This window comes from Cupriavidus oxalaticus, from assembly GCF_004768545.1.
Classification (GTDB): domain Bacteria; phylum Pseudomonadota; class Gammaproteobacteria; order Burkholderiales; family Burkholderiaceae; genus Cupriavidus; species Cupriavidus oxalaticus_A.
In genome coordinates, this window is sequence record NZ_CP038634.1 from 2,063,581 (window position 1) to 2,079,894 (window position 16,314).

General features: G+C 65.9%; 13 protein-coding genes. 8 read left to right on the plus strand and 5 right to left on the minus strand.

The annotated features are described in order from the left end of the window. Positions 1-167: 167 nt before the first annotated feature. The 3 genes from E0W60_RS09230 to E0W60_RS09240 are packed head-to-tail and all read right to left on the minus strand — an operon-like array spanning position 168 to position 2,023. Positions 168-1,133, minus strand: coding sequence for an alpha/beta fold hydrolase (locus E0W60_RS09230; RefSeq protein ID WP_135703728.1), 966 nt, complete (start codon positions 1,131-1,133; stop codon positions 168-170). A 30-nt stretch (positions 1,134-1,163) separates the two neighbouring features. Continuing rightward, positions 1,164-1,385 (minus strand): DUF2798 domain-containing protein, encoded by a 222-nt coding sequence (locus E0W60_RS09235; protein ID WP_133095308.1) that lies wholly within the window; start codon positions 1,383-1,385, stop codon positions 1,164-1,166. A gap of 53 nt (positions 1,386-1,438) precedes the next feature. Further along, entirely contained in the window at positions 1,439-2,023 is a 585-nt protein-coding gene (locus E0W60_RS09240; RefSeq protein ID WP_135703729.1) for a TetR/AcrR family transcriptional regulator, read from the minus strand. Between the two features lie 305 nt (positions 2,024-2,328). On the opposite strand from E0W60_RS09240, the gene E0W60_RS09245 reads away from it, so the two are divergent. The 4 genes from E0W60_RS09245 to E0W60_RS09260 all read left to right on the plus strand — a co-directional run bounded on the left by E0W60_RS09245 (position 2,329) and on the right by E0W60_RS09260 (position 8,536). After that, the gene (locus E0W60_RS09245; protein WP_135703730.1) at positions 2,329-3,540 is read left to right on the plus strand and encodes an NAD(P)/FAD-dependent oxidoreductase; all 1,212 of its coding nucleotides are present in this window, start codon (positions 2,329-2,331) and stop codon (positions 3,538-3,540) included. Positions 3,541-3,832: 292 nt separating this feature from the next. Further along, positions 3,833-5,020: a monovalent cation:proton antiporter-2 (CPA2) family protein gene (locus E0W60_RS09250; protein WP_133095305.1), complete on the plus strand. Its 1,188-nt coding sequence runs from the start codon at positions 3,833-3,835 to the stop codon at positions 5,018-5,020. A gap of 57 nt (positions 5,021-5,077) precedes the next feature. After that, entirely contained in the window at positions 5,078-6,124 is a 1,047-nt protein-coding gene (locus E0W60_RS09255; RefSeq protein WP_135703731.1) for a hypothetical protein, read from the plus strand. A gap of 45 nt (positions 6,125-6,169) precedes the next feature. Next, positions 6,170-8,536: a DNA polymerase II gene (locus tag E0W60_RS09260; protein WP_135703732.1), complete on the plus strand. Its 2,367-nt coding sequence runs from the start codon at positions 6,170-6,172 to the stop codon at positions 8,534-8,536. A gap of 24 nt (positions 8,537-8,560) precedes the next feature. Here the strand turns inward: E0W60_RS09260 and E0W60_RS09265 are convergent, their stop codons facing one another. After that, a complete protein-coding gene (locus tag E0W60_RS09265; protein ID WP_135703733.1) occupies positions 8,561-9,967 on the minus strand; it encodes a 3-deoxy-D-arabino-heptulosonate 7-phosphate synthase in 1,407 nt (468 codons plus the stop codon). Positions 9,968-10,269: 302 nt separating this feature from the next. On the opposite strand from E0W60_RS09265, the gene E0W60_RS09270 reads away from it, so the two are divergent. After that, positions 10,270-12,105: a putative bifunctional diguanylate cyclase/phosphodiesterase gene (locus tag E0W60_RS09270; protein ID WP_240745767.1), complete on the plus strand. Its 1,836-nt coding sequence runs from the start codon at positions 10,270-10,272 to the stop codon at positions 12,103-12,105. A 9-nt stretch (positions 12,106-12,114) separates the two neighbouring features. Beyond that, complete coding sequence (locus E0W60_RS09275) at positions 12,115-13,605, plus strand: HDOD domain-containing protein (RefSeq protein WP_135703734.1); 1,491 nt, start codon at positions 12,115-12,117, stop codon at positions 13,603-13,605. 160 nt (positions 13,606-13,765) lie between these two features. Here E0W60_RS09275 and E0W60_RS09280 read toward each other — a convergent pair whose 3' ends face one another. Continuing rightward, positions 13,766-15,181 carry a PLP-dependent aminotransferase family protein gene (locus E0W60_RS09280; RefSeq protein ID WP_135703735.1) on the minus strand — a complete coding sequence of 472 codons (1,416 nt, stop codon included), beginning with the start codon at positions 15,179-15,181 and terminating at the stop codon, positions 13,766-13,768. An 87-nt stretch (positions 15,182-15,268) separates the two neighbouring features. On the opposite strand from E0W60_RS09280, the gene E0W60_RS09285 reads away from it, so the two are divergent. Then, positions 15,269-15,685, plus strand: coding sequence for a cupin domain-containing protein (locus tag E0W60_RS09285; protein ID WP_133095299.1), 417 nt, complete (start codon positions 15,269-15,271; stop codon positions 15,683-15,685). 9 nt (positions 15,686-15,694) lie between these two features. Beyond that, positions 15,695-16,150, plus strand: coding sequence for a carboxymuconolactone decarboxylase family protein (locus E0W60_RS09290; protein WP_135703736.1), 456 nt, complete (start codon positions 15,695-15,697; stop codon positions 16,148-16,150). Positions 16,151-16,314 lie beyond the last annotated feature (164 nt).

The following is a 16,314-nucleotide window of genomic DNA, read 5'->3' on the forward strand; positions in this document are numbered from 1 at the left end:
AGGGCGGAAAAGTCGGGACATGTTCATGAGGCAGGTTTGGAACAGGATGGTCCAGAGTGAGAGTTGGTTTGCCACGCGGAGTCGAGCGTCGCCGGGGTGGCCGTACCGGCGGCGCGATGCAGGCGGACTGGATCGGACTGCTGACGTGTGCCGCCTGCTGATGCGATTCAACGAAATGCGGCGCGAACGTCTGCCTCGGTTCGACGGGGATCCTGCAGATGCGGGTAGTGCCCGATGCCTGGCAGAACGGTGAATTCCGCATGCGCCTTCTGCGCGAATTCGATGCCCATTTCTTTCCGGATATAGAGGTCCTTCTCGCCCCAGACCACCTTGACCGGTGTCTTGAGCCGGTGCAGGTTCGCCTCCAGGTACGCCTGGTCCCGCGTGAAGTGCGAGTAGTAGTAATAGAAGGCGTCGGCAGACGTCATCGCGCCGTGGCTCCATCCGCGCGCCATGTCGTCCTGGAGCTCTGGCGGGATGTCGAACTGCTCGTGTGCCGGCAGGCCGCGCCGGTAGGCGTTCCTGAGGACATCGTCGCGGTTCTTGTTCAGCTGGACGCGAGCCAGTTCGGCCGACGGCTGCGATTTCAGGCTTTGCAGGCTTTCGTACATGTACTGCGGCCTGTCGAACGGGGCGAAGTCGCCGACGATGATCGCTCTTGCAATGTCCGGCGCCTCGAGCGCGAGCAGCAATGCCGGCAGCGCGCCGATATCGGTGGCGTAGATGACCAGCTGCGACGTGTCGATGCCAGCCTTGCGGATGTATGCCTGCAGGACACGGGCATAGTCCCGGGGCGCATAGGAGAACCTGTCGGCAGTTGGACGCGATGAGAGCCCGTAGCCAGGCCAGTCGATGGCATGCACTTCGAATTCGTCGCCCAGCGGCTGGGCGATGTCCTTCCATGCGTACAGCGTTTCCGGGAATCCATGCAGGAACAGGACGGTTCCCTTGGCGCCGGGCTGGTGCACGACCATCCGTCTCAGCGAAATGTCCGCGTCAATTTCGATCCATCCGATTTCGGGCTGTGGTGCAGGCATCCTGGCGCCGGGGGCGGCATGGGCGATGGCCGACGCCATGGCAGCGCCAAGGATGAACACGAAGGCAAGCAGCCGCTGCAGCAGGGGTCTGGGCATGTCAGTAGTTCGTGGAAACGGCATGCGGCATCAATGGACCCAGCGCTCGACCTGCGCTTGCAGGCGCGGCCCGACCAGCAGGATCGCGGGGATCACGATCACATAGCCGATGCCCCACGAGCGCAGCCAGGTCAGCGCAAAGCCTTCCGAGAATCCCATGTTGAGGGCAAGCAGGGCGAACGAGATGATCCCCGTCGTCACGACACCCATCGACAGCGCGAAGGCGACTTTCCGTTTCAGTTGCACGTTCATGGCTACTTCCTTTCCGTAAAAAATACCGATTGGTATATTTTTGCTCAAAAAAATCAGGTGAGATCGATGACGGTCTTCTTCACCGCCGACATGACGGCCAGGTTGTAGGCCGGGTTGTCGGTGAGCCGGGAGATCATGATCGCGCCTTCGATCAATGCGATCAGCGTGATGGCAGTCTCCTCGGGGTTGACGTCCTTCCGGAACTCGCTGGAGGCAATGCCCGCCTTGATGACCGAGACGAGATTCGCCTTCCAGCCCCGGAACGCTTCCATGGCTTTGTCGCGCAGGGCAGGGTGGGTGTCGTCGGCTTCAATCGCAGTGTTGAGCAGCGGGCATCCTCCCTTCGGGAAGCACGCAGGAAGATTCCCCAACACGCCAGTCAGGGCAAGCAGCTTTTCCTTGCTGGTGCTTTTGGTGGCCATCTGGTCCCGAACCGCGGCTTGCGCCTGCTTCCAATTGTGGTCGAATGCCGCCAGCGCTACCTCTTCCTTGTTGGCAAAGTTGCCATAGACACTGCCCTTGGTCAGGCCGGTGGCCGCGGTCATGTCTGCCAGCGATGTTCCGGCATAGCCCTTCGTGTTGAAAATGGGCGCTGTCTTCTCGACGATCAGCTGGCGGGTGCGTTCGGCTTTGTTCATGCAGGCCAGAATATACCAATCGGTATTTTTGTCAAGGACAGGCGCCAATGTGAAGGCGGGTACATGCCGCATGAGGCTTTGCCGACACACGCGCAGTCCAGTCTCATTTCCCGCTCCCTTCCTCCTTCGCCGTTTCAGTGGATCGTTCGCAAAAGCGCAAGCCCGGCGCGCGGGTTCGCTTTGCGTCACCGGCGAAAAAAGATCTTGCGCATTTAAACTACGACTCATATGATCGTAGTTAAGGGTCGTGGCTTCTCGCACCGGCCCTGTTACATGAAACCGAGGTTTGATTCAGGAGCTTGAGGATGTCGAAACGTATTCTTGTCATTGGCGCCGGCTTTGCCGGCATGTGGAGCGCACTGGCTTCGGCCCGTCTGCTTGACCAGGTCGGGCGCACCGACGTGGAAATCGCGCTGGTCGCACCGGAACCCGAACTGCACGTCCGCCCGCGTCTCTATGAGCAGAACCCGAACGGGATGAAGGCGCCGCTGCAGGAGATCTTCAAGGCCGTGGGCGTGCGGTTTATCCGGGGCAAGGTGGAACACATCGACGTCGCGAGCCGCGAAGTGAGCATTGCGGCCGCCGGTGGGGATGGCTCGTGCCAGCGCGTCGGCTATGACCGCCTGGTGCTCGCTGCGGGAAGCCGGTTGTTCCGTCCGCAGATTCCCGGCCTGGACCAGCATGCGTTCAATGTCGACCAGATCGCCGACGCCGCGGAGCTCGAATCGCATCTGCATGGGCTGGCCAGCCGCCCGGAGCGCGCCGGTCGCAATACCGTGGTGATCGCGGGTGCCGGCTTCACCGGCATCGAGACTGCCGCGGAAATGCCGGCCCGCCTGCGTGAAGTCCTGGGCGAGGACGCTGCCGTGAACGTGATCATGGTGGAGCGCAATGCCGAGGTCGGACCTGACCTGGGCGCGGGGCCGCGGCCGGTGATCACGCAGGCGCTGACCGAACTGGGCGTGACCTGGAAGCTCGGCTCCGGCGTCGCGGCCGTCGATGCGACCGGCGTCACCCTCGAGAACGGCGAGCGCATCGAGGCGGATACGGTGATCTGGACCGCCGGCGCCCGCGCCAGCGAGCTCACCGCGCAGATTCCGGCCGAGCGCGATGGCCTTGGCCGGCTGCACGTCGACCGCGATCTCAGGGTAAAGGGTGTCGAGTCGGTGTTCGCCACCGGCGATTGCGCCTACGCCGCGACCGATGACGAAGGCAACTTTGCAGCAATGTCCTGCCAGCATGCGATGAACCTCGGCCGTTCGGCAGGGCATAACGTGGCGGCGGACCTCGTGGGTGAGACGCTGATCCCGTATAGCCAGCCGAAGTATGTGACCTGCCTGGACCTGGGGCCGTGGGGTGCTGTCTACACGGAAGGCTGGAACCGGCAAGTCAAGCTGACCGGAGGCGTCGCCAAGGCGCTGAAGACGCGGATCAATTCCGAGTGGATCTACCCGCCGAGCGCGGACCGCGCCGAAGCGCTGGCGCTGGCTGACCCGCGCCGGATCGTTGTCGCCTGACGGGGCGCAGGAAGAGAAGAGGGCGATCCGGTGGGTCGCCCTCTTTGCATTGGTTCAGCCCTTGTTCGACCGGCTGGACTGAGCGGTGACACCGGCCAGGACAGCCGCGTGTGCCGCCGGGCGCATAGCGGAACGCGATCCGGCGAGCGCCGTCCGGCCTATACTTCGCCGTGGATGATGTAATACGTATCCAAGCCGTTACCTCGCGCAAAGGTCGGCCTGTGCCCGACTTGCAGCGGGGAACCACGACACGACGCGGGCTATCGCCCCGTCATCTCCTCGGGAGGGGAATGTGGAACAACTGCTGGTTGACGCGGTAATCTTCCTCGCCGCGGCGCTGATCGCCGTGCCGCTGTCGGTGCGCTTCGGCTTTGGCTCCGTGCTGGGCTACCTGGTTGCGGGCGCGGTGATCGGCCCCTGGGGGCTGAGGCTGGTCACGGACGTCAACTCGATCCTGGACGTGTCCGAGCTGGGCATCGTGCTGATGATGTTCATCATCGGCATTGAAATGGACTTCGAGAAGCTGTGGGCAATGCGCCGCTCCATCTTCGGCTACGGCGGGATCCAGGTTGCGCTGTGCGCGGCGCTGCTGGCGGTAATCTTCATTGTCTTCGGCGTGCAGTGGCGCGTGGGCGTGGCGGCCGGCTTCGCGCTGTCGCTGTCTTCCACGGCGATGGTGATCGCGATCCTGGAGCAGAACCGGCTGATGGAGGCGCCGGTCGGGCAATCCAGCTTCGGCATCCTGCTGTTCCAGGACATCGCCGCGATCCCGATGATCGCGCTGTTGCCACTGCTTGCGCCGGTTGCGGCGGGCGACGGCATGTCGGGCGGGTGGGTTTCGGCGGCAAAGGCGCTGGCCATGATCGCGGCGGTCGTCCTCGTTGGGCGCTTCGTGCTCAAGTACGTGTTGCGCATGATCCAGCGCAGCGGCACCCGCGAGATCTTTACCATCTTTGCGTTGGCGTGGGTCATCGGCATCGCGCTGCTGATGCATGTGGTCCACCTGTCGATGTCGCTTGGCGCCTTCCTGGCCGGCCTGTTGCTGGCCGGGTCCGAATGCCGCCACGAGATCGAATCGGACATGGCCCCGTTCAAGGGCATCCTGCTCGGCCTGTTCTTTATCGCAGTCGGCATGTCGATCGATTTCTCGGTGCTGGCCAACAGGCCCCTCCTGGTGGCGGTGCTGGTAGTCGCGCTGGTAGTGGGCAAGTTCCTCGCGCTGATGTACCTGGCGAACCAGATCGGCATGCCGCGCCAGCATCGCGTCTACTTCGCCATCCTGCTGTCGCAGGGCGGTGAGTTCGCCTTTGTCGTGATGGGCGCCGCGCAGGCGGCGAACCTGATCGATGCCGAGCAGCTCTCCGTCGTCACGGTCGTCGTGGCGCTGTCGATGGCGACGACACCGCTGCTGTTGCTCGCCCACCGCAAGCTGCCGCGCACTCGCGCGGCACCGCGGCAGGCCGAAGCGGATGGCCAGTAGCCTGCCGGGCTTGCCTGCGCCGCAAGCCAACCGATCGCGCCATGGAGGTGCCATGCGATGACTGTCCTCAACTGGCTGCGCCGTCGCGGCAAGCATTCTGACGGAGCGCGCGATGCGGAGCGCGCCGCGCTGGCGGAGCGCGTGACCCGGCTCTGTCCTTACGTGCGGCTGGTCGGCGGCTATCGCAAGCGGCTTGCCCCGGCGCTGGCCATCGCAGACCGGTACGTGCGCGATGTCGTGGCGGGTTTGCCGCCGGCTTCGCCAGCAAGCGAAGCCACCTGGAACAGCGATCCGTACATCCATGCCTTCTTTGCCACGGCCCAGGACGTCATGCCGGTATTCAGCCGGTCATCGGACCTGCGCGACTATTTCAGCGGCTCGGCGTCCGCCACCGAGGCCTATTGCGTGCTCGGGATGGAAAAGCAGGAACGCCGCACGCTGGGCGTGGCGCTGGAAGGCGATGTGATGCGCACGGAGGTGCCCCAGACCACGGTCAGCTTCGTCGATCACCGGGTCAGGATCTGCGCAGCGACCGAAGCGGCGCTGCGCGAGGAAATCGCCTGCCGCATGCTGGACCAGTTCGCGCTGCAGGCACTGGCCGAGGTCGCCGGCGGCACGACCCGCCGCGACCGCATCGAGCGCGAACAGGCGTTGCTGACCACGCGGCTGCACCTGCTGGAGAAGCAGGGCGTCGGCATGCGCAGCGTGCTTGGCGAAAGCGCCGACACGCAAGCCGACGAGTCGGAGCGGCTGCGCGAGCAGGTGGCACAGAACGAGGCCGCGCTCGCCGCCCTTAGTGAAACTGAAGCGCCTGACGCACCGGGCGGCCGGGCCGGCATGCCGGACAGGCAGCTGCAGGCGCTGGTCGACGTGCTGACGCATGCCGAAGCCAGCTTCGTGGTGGAGCGGGAGGCGGTGCGGCTGAGCCCCATGAACATCGTCGTGCCGCCGGGCAGTGCCGGGCCCGGCGCGGACCTCCAGTTGATGACCGCGCGGGTTCCGGGGAATCCGCCGCTGGTTCGCACTTTCTCGCTGGTGTGCGTGGCCCGCGCCGGGATGCTGTCGCCGATGCAGCTGCTCGATGAGGCTGCGCGCATGCTGTGACGCTAAAATCGCCTCGATCATGGTTTCATCACAGAAGGCCTAAGCGTGGCACTCCAGCAGGGTTTCATCCTTACCCGGCATTGGCGCGATACCCCGGCCGGCACCGAGGTCGAGGTCTGGCTGGCCACCGACGAGGGGCCGCGCCGGCTGCGCCTGCCGTATCAGCCGTCGATCGCATTCATCCCCGAGGCACAGCGCGAACGTGCCGAGGCGCTGCTACGCCGCGAGCGCGAGGTCGAGTTGCGCCCGCTAAAGCTGCAGGACTTTCGCGGCAGGACGGTCATGGGCCTGTATTGCCAGCAGCACCGGCAACTGATCCAGCTCGGCCGTTCGCTGCGCGACGCCGGCATCGACGTTTATGAAGCCGATATCCGCCCGCCCGAGCGCTACCTGATGGAGCGCTTCATCACGGCGCCGGTTTGGTTCGAGGGCGAACCGGACAGCGACGGCGTGCTGTGCAGCGCCCAGCTGAAACCCGCGGCGGACTACCGGCCCACGCTGCGGCAGGTGTCGCTCGATATCGAAACCAACGCCTTCGGCGAGCTTTATTCGATTGCGCTCGAAGGCTGCGGCCAGCGCCAGGTCTACATGCTTGGCGCTGCGCCGCAGGAGCCGGCCGCTGCCGGTTTCTCCCTTGAATACTGCGCGACACGGCCAGAGTTGCTGGAGAAGCTGAACCAGTGGCTGGCCCGGCACGACCCCGACGCGATCATCGGCTGGAACCTGGTCCAGTTCGACCTGCGCGTGCTGGTCGAGCATGCGCGGCGGTTCCAGCTACCGCTGCGCCTCGGCCGCGGCGGCGCGGAGATGGAATGGCGCGAGCACAACGCGCAGCAGCACTATTTCGCCAGCGCGCCGGGCCGGCTGATCATCGATGGCATCGAGGCGCTGCGGTCGGCCACGTGGAGCTTCCCGTCGTTCAGCCTGGAATCGGTGGCGCAGGCCCTGCTCGGCGAGGGTAAGGCGATCGACAATCCGTACGACCGCATGGATGCCATCGACCGCATGTTCGAGCAGGACAAGCCGGCGCTGGCGCGCTATAACCTGCGCGATTGCGAGCTGGTGACGCGCATCTTCGAGAAGACGGAGCTGTTGTCGTTCCTGCTGGAGCGCGCCACGGTCACGGGGCTGGCGGCGGACCGCAGTGGCGGTTCGGTGGCGGCCTTCACGCATCTCTACATGCCGCTGATGCACCGCCAGGGCTATGTCGCGCCCAACCTCGGCGAGCTGGCGCCGGAGGCAAGCCCCGGCGGCTTCGTCATGGATTCGCGCCCGGGACTCTATGAGTCGGTGCTGGTGCTGGACTACAAGAGCCTCTATCCGTCGATCATCCGCACCTTTCTGATCGATCCCATCGGCCTGGTCGAGGGACTGGCGCATCCGGACGATGCCGACTCGGTGCCCGGCTTTCGCGGCGCCCGCTTCTCGCGCACGAAGCACTGCCTGCCGGCGATCGTCGCGCGGGTCTGGCAGGGACGCGAGGCGGCCAAGCGCGACCGCAACAAGCCGCTGGCGCAGGCGCTCAAGATCATCATGAATGCGTTCTACGGCGTGCTGGGGTCAAGCGGGTGCCGTTTCTTCGATCCGCGACTGGCCTCGTCGATCACCATGCGCGGGCACGAGATCATGCGGCAGACGCGCGCGCTGGTCGAGGCACGCGGCTACGAGGTGATCTATGGTGACACCGATTCCACGTTCGTGTGGCTGCGCCGCGCGCGCACCGAAGCCGATGCGCAGCAGATCGGCCGCAGCCTGGTGGCCTACGTCAACGACTGGTGGCGCGACCACCTGTGGCAGACCTATGGCCTGGAAAGCGCGCTTGAACTGCAGTTCGAGACCCACTTCCGCCGCTTCCTGATGCCGACCATCCGCGGCACCGACCTTGGCAGCAAGAAGCGCTACGCCGGCCAGGTGGAGCGGCCAGACGGCACGGTCGAGATGGTGTTCAAGGGGCTCGAGACGGTGCGCACCGACTGGTCGCCGCTCGCGCAGCAGTTCCAGCAGACGCTTTATGAAAAGGTCTTCAACCGCGAGCCGTACCAGGACTATGTGCGCGACATCGTGCGCCGCACGCTGGCGGGGGAGCTCGACGCGCAGCTGGTCTATCGCAAGCGGCTGCGGCGCAAGCTGGAGGAGTACCAGCGCAACGTGCCGCCGCACGTGCGGGCCGCCCGCATCGCCGATGATTACAACCAGCGCCACGGGCGCCCGCGCCAGTACCAGCAGGGCGGCTGGATCAGCTATGTGATGACCATGGCAGGGCCGGAGCCGCTCGAGTGCCGTTCGGCCCCGATTGACTACGACCACTACGTCGGCAAGCAGCTGCAGCCGATTGCCGACGCGATCCTGCCGTTCCTGGACGATGATTTCGAGCGGCTGCTGACGGGGCAGATGACGTTGTTTGCGCAGTAGGGCAGCGTTGCCGCCCCGGGCACGTCAGTCGCGGATACTGTTTATCGCGGCCATCAGGTCATCAGGATGGACCATCAGTTCGCGCACTTGCCACAGCGTGGGATACTGGTTGAGCACGCTGTGCCAGCGGGGCGATTCCAATAGCTGGTGCCAGACCGGCTCAAGTACGGCCATATCCGCGGTATCCGCGGTATCCGAGGTTTGCGCCGTTTGCGCGAGCGCCAGCGCGCTGGCGAATTCAAGGCTGGCGTGCGCCGACAGCAGCTGCATCCGGCTGGCGGCGCCGAGCAGGCGCGGTCCGGCTTCGGCTGGCGCATCGCAGCAATACAGCACCGTGCCGGCAACGCCGGCCGCGTCGGCGCGCAGCGCGCTCAGCGAGGCACCATGGAGGCGTACCGTTCCTTGCCGCGTCTCGAACGCATAGACCGCGTCCTTGTCGGCATGCGCCAGCAAGCGCAAGCCGCGCAGCAGCTTGGGCAGGTCGGTAGTGGCGGCATCGACGGAGGCCTTGGCCTCCGCGAGCAGGCAGATCTCCCAAACCGGTATTTCCTCGATCGGCGGCAGCTGCCTGAGCAGGACCGCATCCCATTCGGTCTTGGCGCGTTCATGCTCGGCGGGGATCGAAGCCGGTACGCGCATCGAGGTCACGACGCGGTATGACGCGCTCGCTCGCTCGGCCTCATTGAGTTGCCGCGCCAGTGCCTCCAGTGCCTGTGCGGTCTGTGCTTCGGTGGCAGCGCCACGCTGGCGGGCGGCGACGCCTTGCGCACTGGCGCCGGCGCTGCCGGAGCGGGGGCCATGCCGTTCCCACAGCAGCTGGTACTGGCGCACCTGGTCATCGGACGCCAGCGCATCAAGACGCTGCAAGCGCTTCAGCGCGGGACTGTCGAGCAGCCTGGCGAGGCCCGGGGCCCCGTTCGCGATCTCCGGCAGATCGGCCAGGCTGCGCACGGCATCGTGCAGCGCGGACCACGATGACGCGGCGGCGCAGGCGTGGAGCAGGGCCAATGCCTCGCGCCACGGACCTGGCACGAGGCGTTGCTGCCGGCCCGGATGGGCGATCGCATTGACGGCGGCCCGGATTTCGCGGCGGTCCTGGTCGGCGCCCGCGGACAGCGAGGCGTACTCGCGCACGTGCGGCGCCCGGTGCCGCATGACCATGGCCAGGAACACCGGGTCGCCCGCATCCGCGCGCAGCGCTTCGCGGATCAGTTGCGCGAGCGCGTCGATGAAGCGTTCCTTCAGTGCCGCAGCGGGTGCTTCGCCTCGTGCCACGGTGGCGCGCGCCTGTTCGATCGCGAGCGCGAGCGTGGTGGCCGGGCTGGGTGACTGCAGTCCGGAAATTGCAGCGGCACTGGCCGGCAGGCGGTAGCGGCGCGCGACGGTGCGAAGCGTTGCATCGAGTAGGGAAGGTGCGGGCAACGGTGGCATGGCAGAGGACGGCACAGGGGTAATCAAGGGCGACGCACGCGGACCTGGTCAAGTCTCGGCAATCCACAACGGTTTGTCCATCGCCGGGACGGCTCACTGTACGTTAGATCCGGTTTTTCGGCATACGGCGCGTTGCCGGCAATCCGGCCGCGAGCGCCGCTGGCCGCATGGGCGTCGCGGCGTTTCCACAGCCCGGCTCGTGTGCTTCCTTATTCGCCTTGCGCCGTAATAGAATCGGGCCTTCACAAAATACCGTGCGGGGTACCGACAGGCTTGACGCGCCCTGTCGTCAAGGTCCCGGCATGACAACGATTCCCGGCGACAGCGTGGCCGGGCAGGGCGGGTCGATTCACCGTATGCGCGCATTCACGTATGACGCCGTCCTGGCGAATGACGAAGCGGAATGGGCCCGCGACGACGAGGCGGATCGCGCGCCGCCATCCCCCGCCGGGCGGCACGGTTGGGCCTTGCTGGAAGCGTCGGAAGGACTGGCCCTGCATGTCAGCGCGACCGGCCAGATCCTGCACGCCACGCGTGCGTCGGGGGCGCTGCTGGGCCTTCCGTACGAGTACCTGGCCCGTGCGGCCATGCGCGACATTCTTCCCCTGGGCGAATACGAACGCACCGCCGCGCTGTGGCAGGCCTGCCTGCTGGATGGCCAGGCCCGCCGGACCACCGTCCGGTTCACGGATGCCTCGGCGGGAAGCCGCTATTTCGATATGCGGATCCGCCGCGACACCGACGAGGCGGGGCAGGCGTCGCTGCTGCTGTTCGGGACCGATGTCACGGCGTGGACGCAGAAGCTGCAGCAGCTGACGGAACAGTCGCAGAACGATCCGTTGACCGGGATCGGCAACCGCGACCTCATTCGCGGCCGGATTGAACAGTACCTGGACGGGCAGCATCCGGCGGGACACCGGCTCGCTGTCGCGCTGATGGACCTGGACGGGTTCAAGAAGATCAACGATTCCCTCGGGCATGGCGCCGGCGATGCCTTGCTGAAGGAAATGGCGGCCCGTTTGCGCGGCGTGCTGCGCGGGACGGACACCGTGGCGCGGCTGGGCGGCGATGAATTCGTCCTGCTGCTGGAAGACATCGCAACCGACGAGGCCGCCGCAGACATCCTGGACCAGGTCATGCGGATTTGCCGGCAGCCCTTCCAGCTATCGGCGCGCCAGATCCGCGTCACCACCAGCATCGGGCTGGCCTTCGCCACCGGCGGCGAGGATTCCGACGCCGAGTTGCTGCGACGCGCCGACCGGGCCATGTACGAGGCGAAGGCGCTGGGCGGCAATCGCTGTTTCCGCTATTCGCCGGAGTTCGACGAGAAGCTGAACGAGCAGTTCCGCATCGAGCAAGACCTGTTCGAGGCCGTGCATCACGGCGAATTGTCGCTGCAGTACCAGCCCATCGTCAGCCTCGACGGCAGCAACCTGTGCGCGGTCGAGGCGCTGATGCGATGGGAGCGGGCCGGCCGCGCCGTGTCTCCCGAGGTTTTCGTGCCGGTCGCGGAAAACAACGGCCTGATCCATCATCTCGGCGCCTGGGTGCTGCGTTGCGCCTGCGCCCAGCTTGCCATGTGGGATGCGAAGGGTGCGCAGGTCGGCTACGTGTCGGTCAACGTGTCGCCGGTACAGTTCAGCCATCCCGGCTTCGCCGACCAGGTGCGCAGCGCGATCCGCGATACCGGTGTCAGCGCCGGCCGGCTGGTGCTGGAAATTACCGAAGGCGCGCTGATGATCGATCCCGAAGCGGCGGGCAGCGTGCTGACCGAATTGCGGGCGCTGGGCATCCGCTTTGCCGTGGACGATTTCGGCACCGGCTACTCCAGCCTGTCGTATCTGCGCCGGTTTCCGTTGTCGGCACTGAAGATCGACCGCAGCTTCGTCGCCGACATGGCCGACTCGCCGCACGCGCAGACCATCGTCTATGCGGTGCTCTCGCTGGCGCGCGAGCTTGGGCTGGCGGCAATCGCCGAAGGCGTCGAGACGGCATGCCAGCGCGAGTTGCTGGCCGCGCAGGGCTGCGAGATGGCGCAAGGCTGGCACTATGGGCGCGCGATGAGTCCCGCCGACCTCGAGGCGGCTTTCGCCGCGGGCAGGTGGCGCCTGGACGCCCCGACCTTGCTGCCGCGGTGAGGCATGGCCATGGATAAGCAGGCATTCCTCGACCAGCTATGGGCCAGGCTCGCCGAGCAGGGCGATTTCCCGACGCTGCAGTATTGCATCGATCATGTCTTCAGTTCGCTCGATGCGGAGCGGAACGTCGGCGAAATGGCCAGCAGCATCCTGTCGGACTTCAGCCTGTCGCAGAAGATCATCCGGCTGTCCAATTCCGCCATGTACCGGTCGTTCGGCGGCGAGGTCACCACCGTTTCGCGCGCGATCATGGTGCTGGGGGTGGATACGGTCATCCACCTGACGCTGGGCGTGCGCGTGCTCGACTTTTTCCAGACCATGCCGGAAAACCGGCCACGGGCCGCGCAAGCGCTCAAGCAGGCCATGGTGGCGGCGGAATTCACCCGGACACTGGCCGAAGCGCGCGGCATCGCCGACGGGGAAGAGGCCGTGGTCTGCACGCTGATGCACCATGTGAGCCGGCTGCTGCTGGTCCTGTATGTGCCGGAGGCGTGGGACCGCATTGCCGCCGTGTGCGAGGCCGGCGAGCAGATCGGCGAGGACGATGCCTGCCGCGAAGTCCTGGGCGTGTCGCTGGGCGAGATCGCCCGGGCGGCTGCCGTCAAATGGCGCCTACCCCCGCTGATCGCCGGCGCCATGAGCGCGCCCCCGTTACCGGAAGGCGCCATGCCGGAGACGCATGCCGGCTGGCTGGGCGCCGTTGCCCGGCTGTCGTCGCAGGCGGCCGCTTCGATCCTGGCGGGGCAGGATGATCCATTGGCCGAAAGCCCTGTTCGGGCCAACAGTTCCCTACGCGCCGACAGTCCGCTGCAGGCCGCCAATCCGTTGTTGGCCGCGGCGCAACGGCTCGGCCTGGAGCCGGCGCATCTCGGGCAGGCGCTGGCACAGGCCAGGGCGCTGACGACCTCGATGGCAGCCACGGACGCCGCCAGCCAGGCCGGCGACGACGCCGGCCAGCAAGGCAGCAAGCCCGCCGATGCGCTGGCCAGGCTGCAGCGCGCCGTCGCGGAAGTCCGGCAGGAGGGCGGGGCGATGTCCATTGCCGAGCTGGCGCCCTTTGCGCTGGAGTCGGCAATGCGCGCGCTGAACTTCTCGCGCTGCTTCCTGATGCTGCTCAACCCATCGGCCAGGCGCTTCGGCGCGCGGCTCGGCTTTGGCGAGGGCATGCGCGAGAAGCTCGACCAGCTGTCCTTCGAAGAGGGCTTCGTTCCGGACGTGTTCCACTTCGCCACGCTGGCGGACCGGCCTTTGCTGATCGAGGACACCTTTGACAGGGAGGCCGCGCACCGCGTGCCGCGCTGGTATCGCGAAGCCATGCCCGATGCCCGCGCGCTGCTGCTGATCCCGGTGCGGGTGCGCAATCGCTGCGTGGCCCTGATCTGCGGCGACTGGGGCGACGCGCGCTTCACCGGTGCGCTGAGCGCGGAGGAGGCCGACGCGATCGTCCAGCTGGCGGCGGAGATTTCGGCCGGCTTCCTGCGGTCGGCGCCGGCGCGATAGGCGGGCAGGGCAGGCGCGGCTGGCGGCGCCGCGCTCACGCGGGAAATGGCATGGAACAGCCCGTTCCAGGCGGCGTCGCCCCACGGCGTGCCATAGACGGAATGCAGCCGCCACGCCAGCCAGGCGGCCAGGCCGCGGCGCCGGGTCCAGTGCCCTTGCCCTACGAAAACTTGCGGATCAGGTGTTGCAAGCGATCGCAGGCGGCCGGGACCTGGTGTTCAATCGCTGTCGCGACACCAAGAAGCAGGCCAGACCGCTGCGTGGAGGCAGAGCAGTACCAGCCCGATAACGGTGCGGGCGCCAGCCCGTAGGCATAGGCTTCCCGGGCGATCCTCTTGTCGTCGGCGCCGTCCGGCAGCCTCACCACTACGGCAAGGCCTGCCGGATAGGCCTGGAATCCCCTGGCACTGAGCGCCGCCAGAAGCGCATCGCTGCGGGCTGCGTAAATGCGTTTCATACGACGCAGATGCCGCATATAGTGCCCATCGCGCATAAACTCGGCCGTCGCCATCTGCACCGCCGGCCCGGGCGCGGAAGCAAGGCAGGCGACGACTTCATCGAAGCGCGATACCAGGCCGGGCGGCACGACGACGAAGCCGAGCCGCAGCGTCGGGCTGAGCGTCTTGCTGAAAGACCCGATATGGATGACCCGTCCCGCCCGATCCTGCGATGCCAGTGCGGGAGCCGCCCGGCGCCTGAGCTGGAGTTCGCCAAGGTAGTCGTCCTCGATGATCCAGGCACCCGCGCGGCTTGCCCATTCGAGCAGTTGCACGCGACGACCGAGCGACAGTGTCGGGCCCAGAGGCGCCTGTTGCCCTGCGGTGACCAGGGCCACCGCGGCATCCGGTGCATGCTCTTCGCCATAGCTGACGTCGATGCCATCTTCGTCCACAGGAACGGGAACCGTCGTGAGCCGGGAAAGTGACATGGCCCTGCGACTGGGCATAAATCCGGGGTTCTCGACCCAGGCTTTTCGGCCCTCGGCCTGAATCACCCGCAGCGTTACACCGAGCGCCCCCGAAAAGCCTGTGGTAATGAAGATCTGCGAGAGCTGACATTCAATACCTCGCGACAAGGCCAGGTGTGCGGCGATTTCCCGCCGGAGTTCATGCTCGCCGCGCGGATCCGGGTAGGCCGCCGGCGCCTCCACCTCGTCACGTGCCGCACGCGATCGCAGCCGCGCGAACAAGGTGGCAGGGAAGCAATCCGATGCCGGCACGCCCATCTGAAAGACCGCGGGACCGGGCAGGAAGTGCTGGTACAGCTCCGAGCGCAGATCCGACTCGACCGAGCGCGCCTGTTCCGCGACAGGCCTTGCGACCGCGGTATGGTCGGAAACCCTGGTCCCGCCGGCGCGCGACGAGACCACCAGTTGCGCATCGGTCAGCCGCTCGTACGCTGTCTTGACGGTGCCTCGAGCCACTCCAAGCTGGGCAGCGAGGTCCATCCACGAAGGCAATCTGGCGCCCGGAACGAGTACGCCACTCTCGATGGCAGCGGTGATACCCAGCCGTATCTGTTCCGCCAGTGAAGTCCTGGACGCACGGTCCAGCTTCAGCGCCAGGATCTTCGTCATCGCTTCTGGTGCATTCAGAAATTGCGTTTTTGGTTCTTTTTTGTGAACCAGGTGGAGCGCATGATTCTAGCCTCCAAGGAGCCAAACATGAAACTGCAACGCTTTCTTCTCTCGCTGGTGGCGGCTACGGGCATGGCCTTTACCGGGGTCGCTTCGGCCCACGGCGCGGGCGACACGGTCAAGCCCAACTTCTCGAAAGAGATTCCCAATATCCCAGGCAAGTCGCTCATTGCCGTGGAGGTTTTCTATCCGCCCGGTGGCGCTTCGCTGCCGCATAGCCATGCCAAATCGTCGTTCATCTATGCATACGTCGTTTCGGGCAGCATCGCGAGCAAGGTGAATGACGAACCGGAACGTGTGTACAAGGCGGGGGAGAGCTTCTTCGAGGAGCCTGGCTCCCGCCATCCGGTGAGCCGCAACGCGAGCAAGACAAAGCCGGCAAAGCTGCTGGCCGTGTTCGTGGTCGACTCGGCCGACAAGGAACTGACGATCAACGACAACTAGGAGTTTGAAATGAGACTGGATTACACCAAAGCATCGCCGGGCGGTGTCAAGGCATTTGGCGGCGTGTACGGCTATGTCATGCAATCGGGCCTTGAAGACGTGCTAGTCGAACTGGTCTATCTGCGCGTGAGCCAGATCAACGGGTGCGCTTATTGCCTCGACATGCATACCCGTGACCTGATCAAGAAGGGCATCACCCCTGCAAAGCTCGCGCTCGTGCAAGCCTGGCATGAAGCAGGGCCGTTGTTCAGCGACCGCGAGAAGGCCGCACTCGCATGGGCTGAGTCGGTCACGCTGGTGGCGGACACACATGTGCCCGAGGAGGACTTCAAGGCCGCGGCCGCGGTGTTCAGCAAGAAAGAACTCGCTGACCTCACGATGGCGATCAGCCTGATGAATGCCTATAACCGGCTTGCCATCAGCTTTCGCCGCGCACCGGATTCCGCGCTGGCTGCGCAAGACTGAGGCCTGTCGTCCCTCTGTATCGAGCGGAGCCGGTTGAGAGAAAACGCGCCTGTTCTGGCGCGTTTTTCCTGATTGCGGCCAGTAGTTCCTTCGGCGACTTCTTGGTCAGCAGCAAAACAGCCCCGGCACACAAGAATTTCGCTTTTCTTGACCGCCTCCTCGTT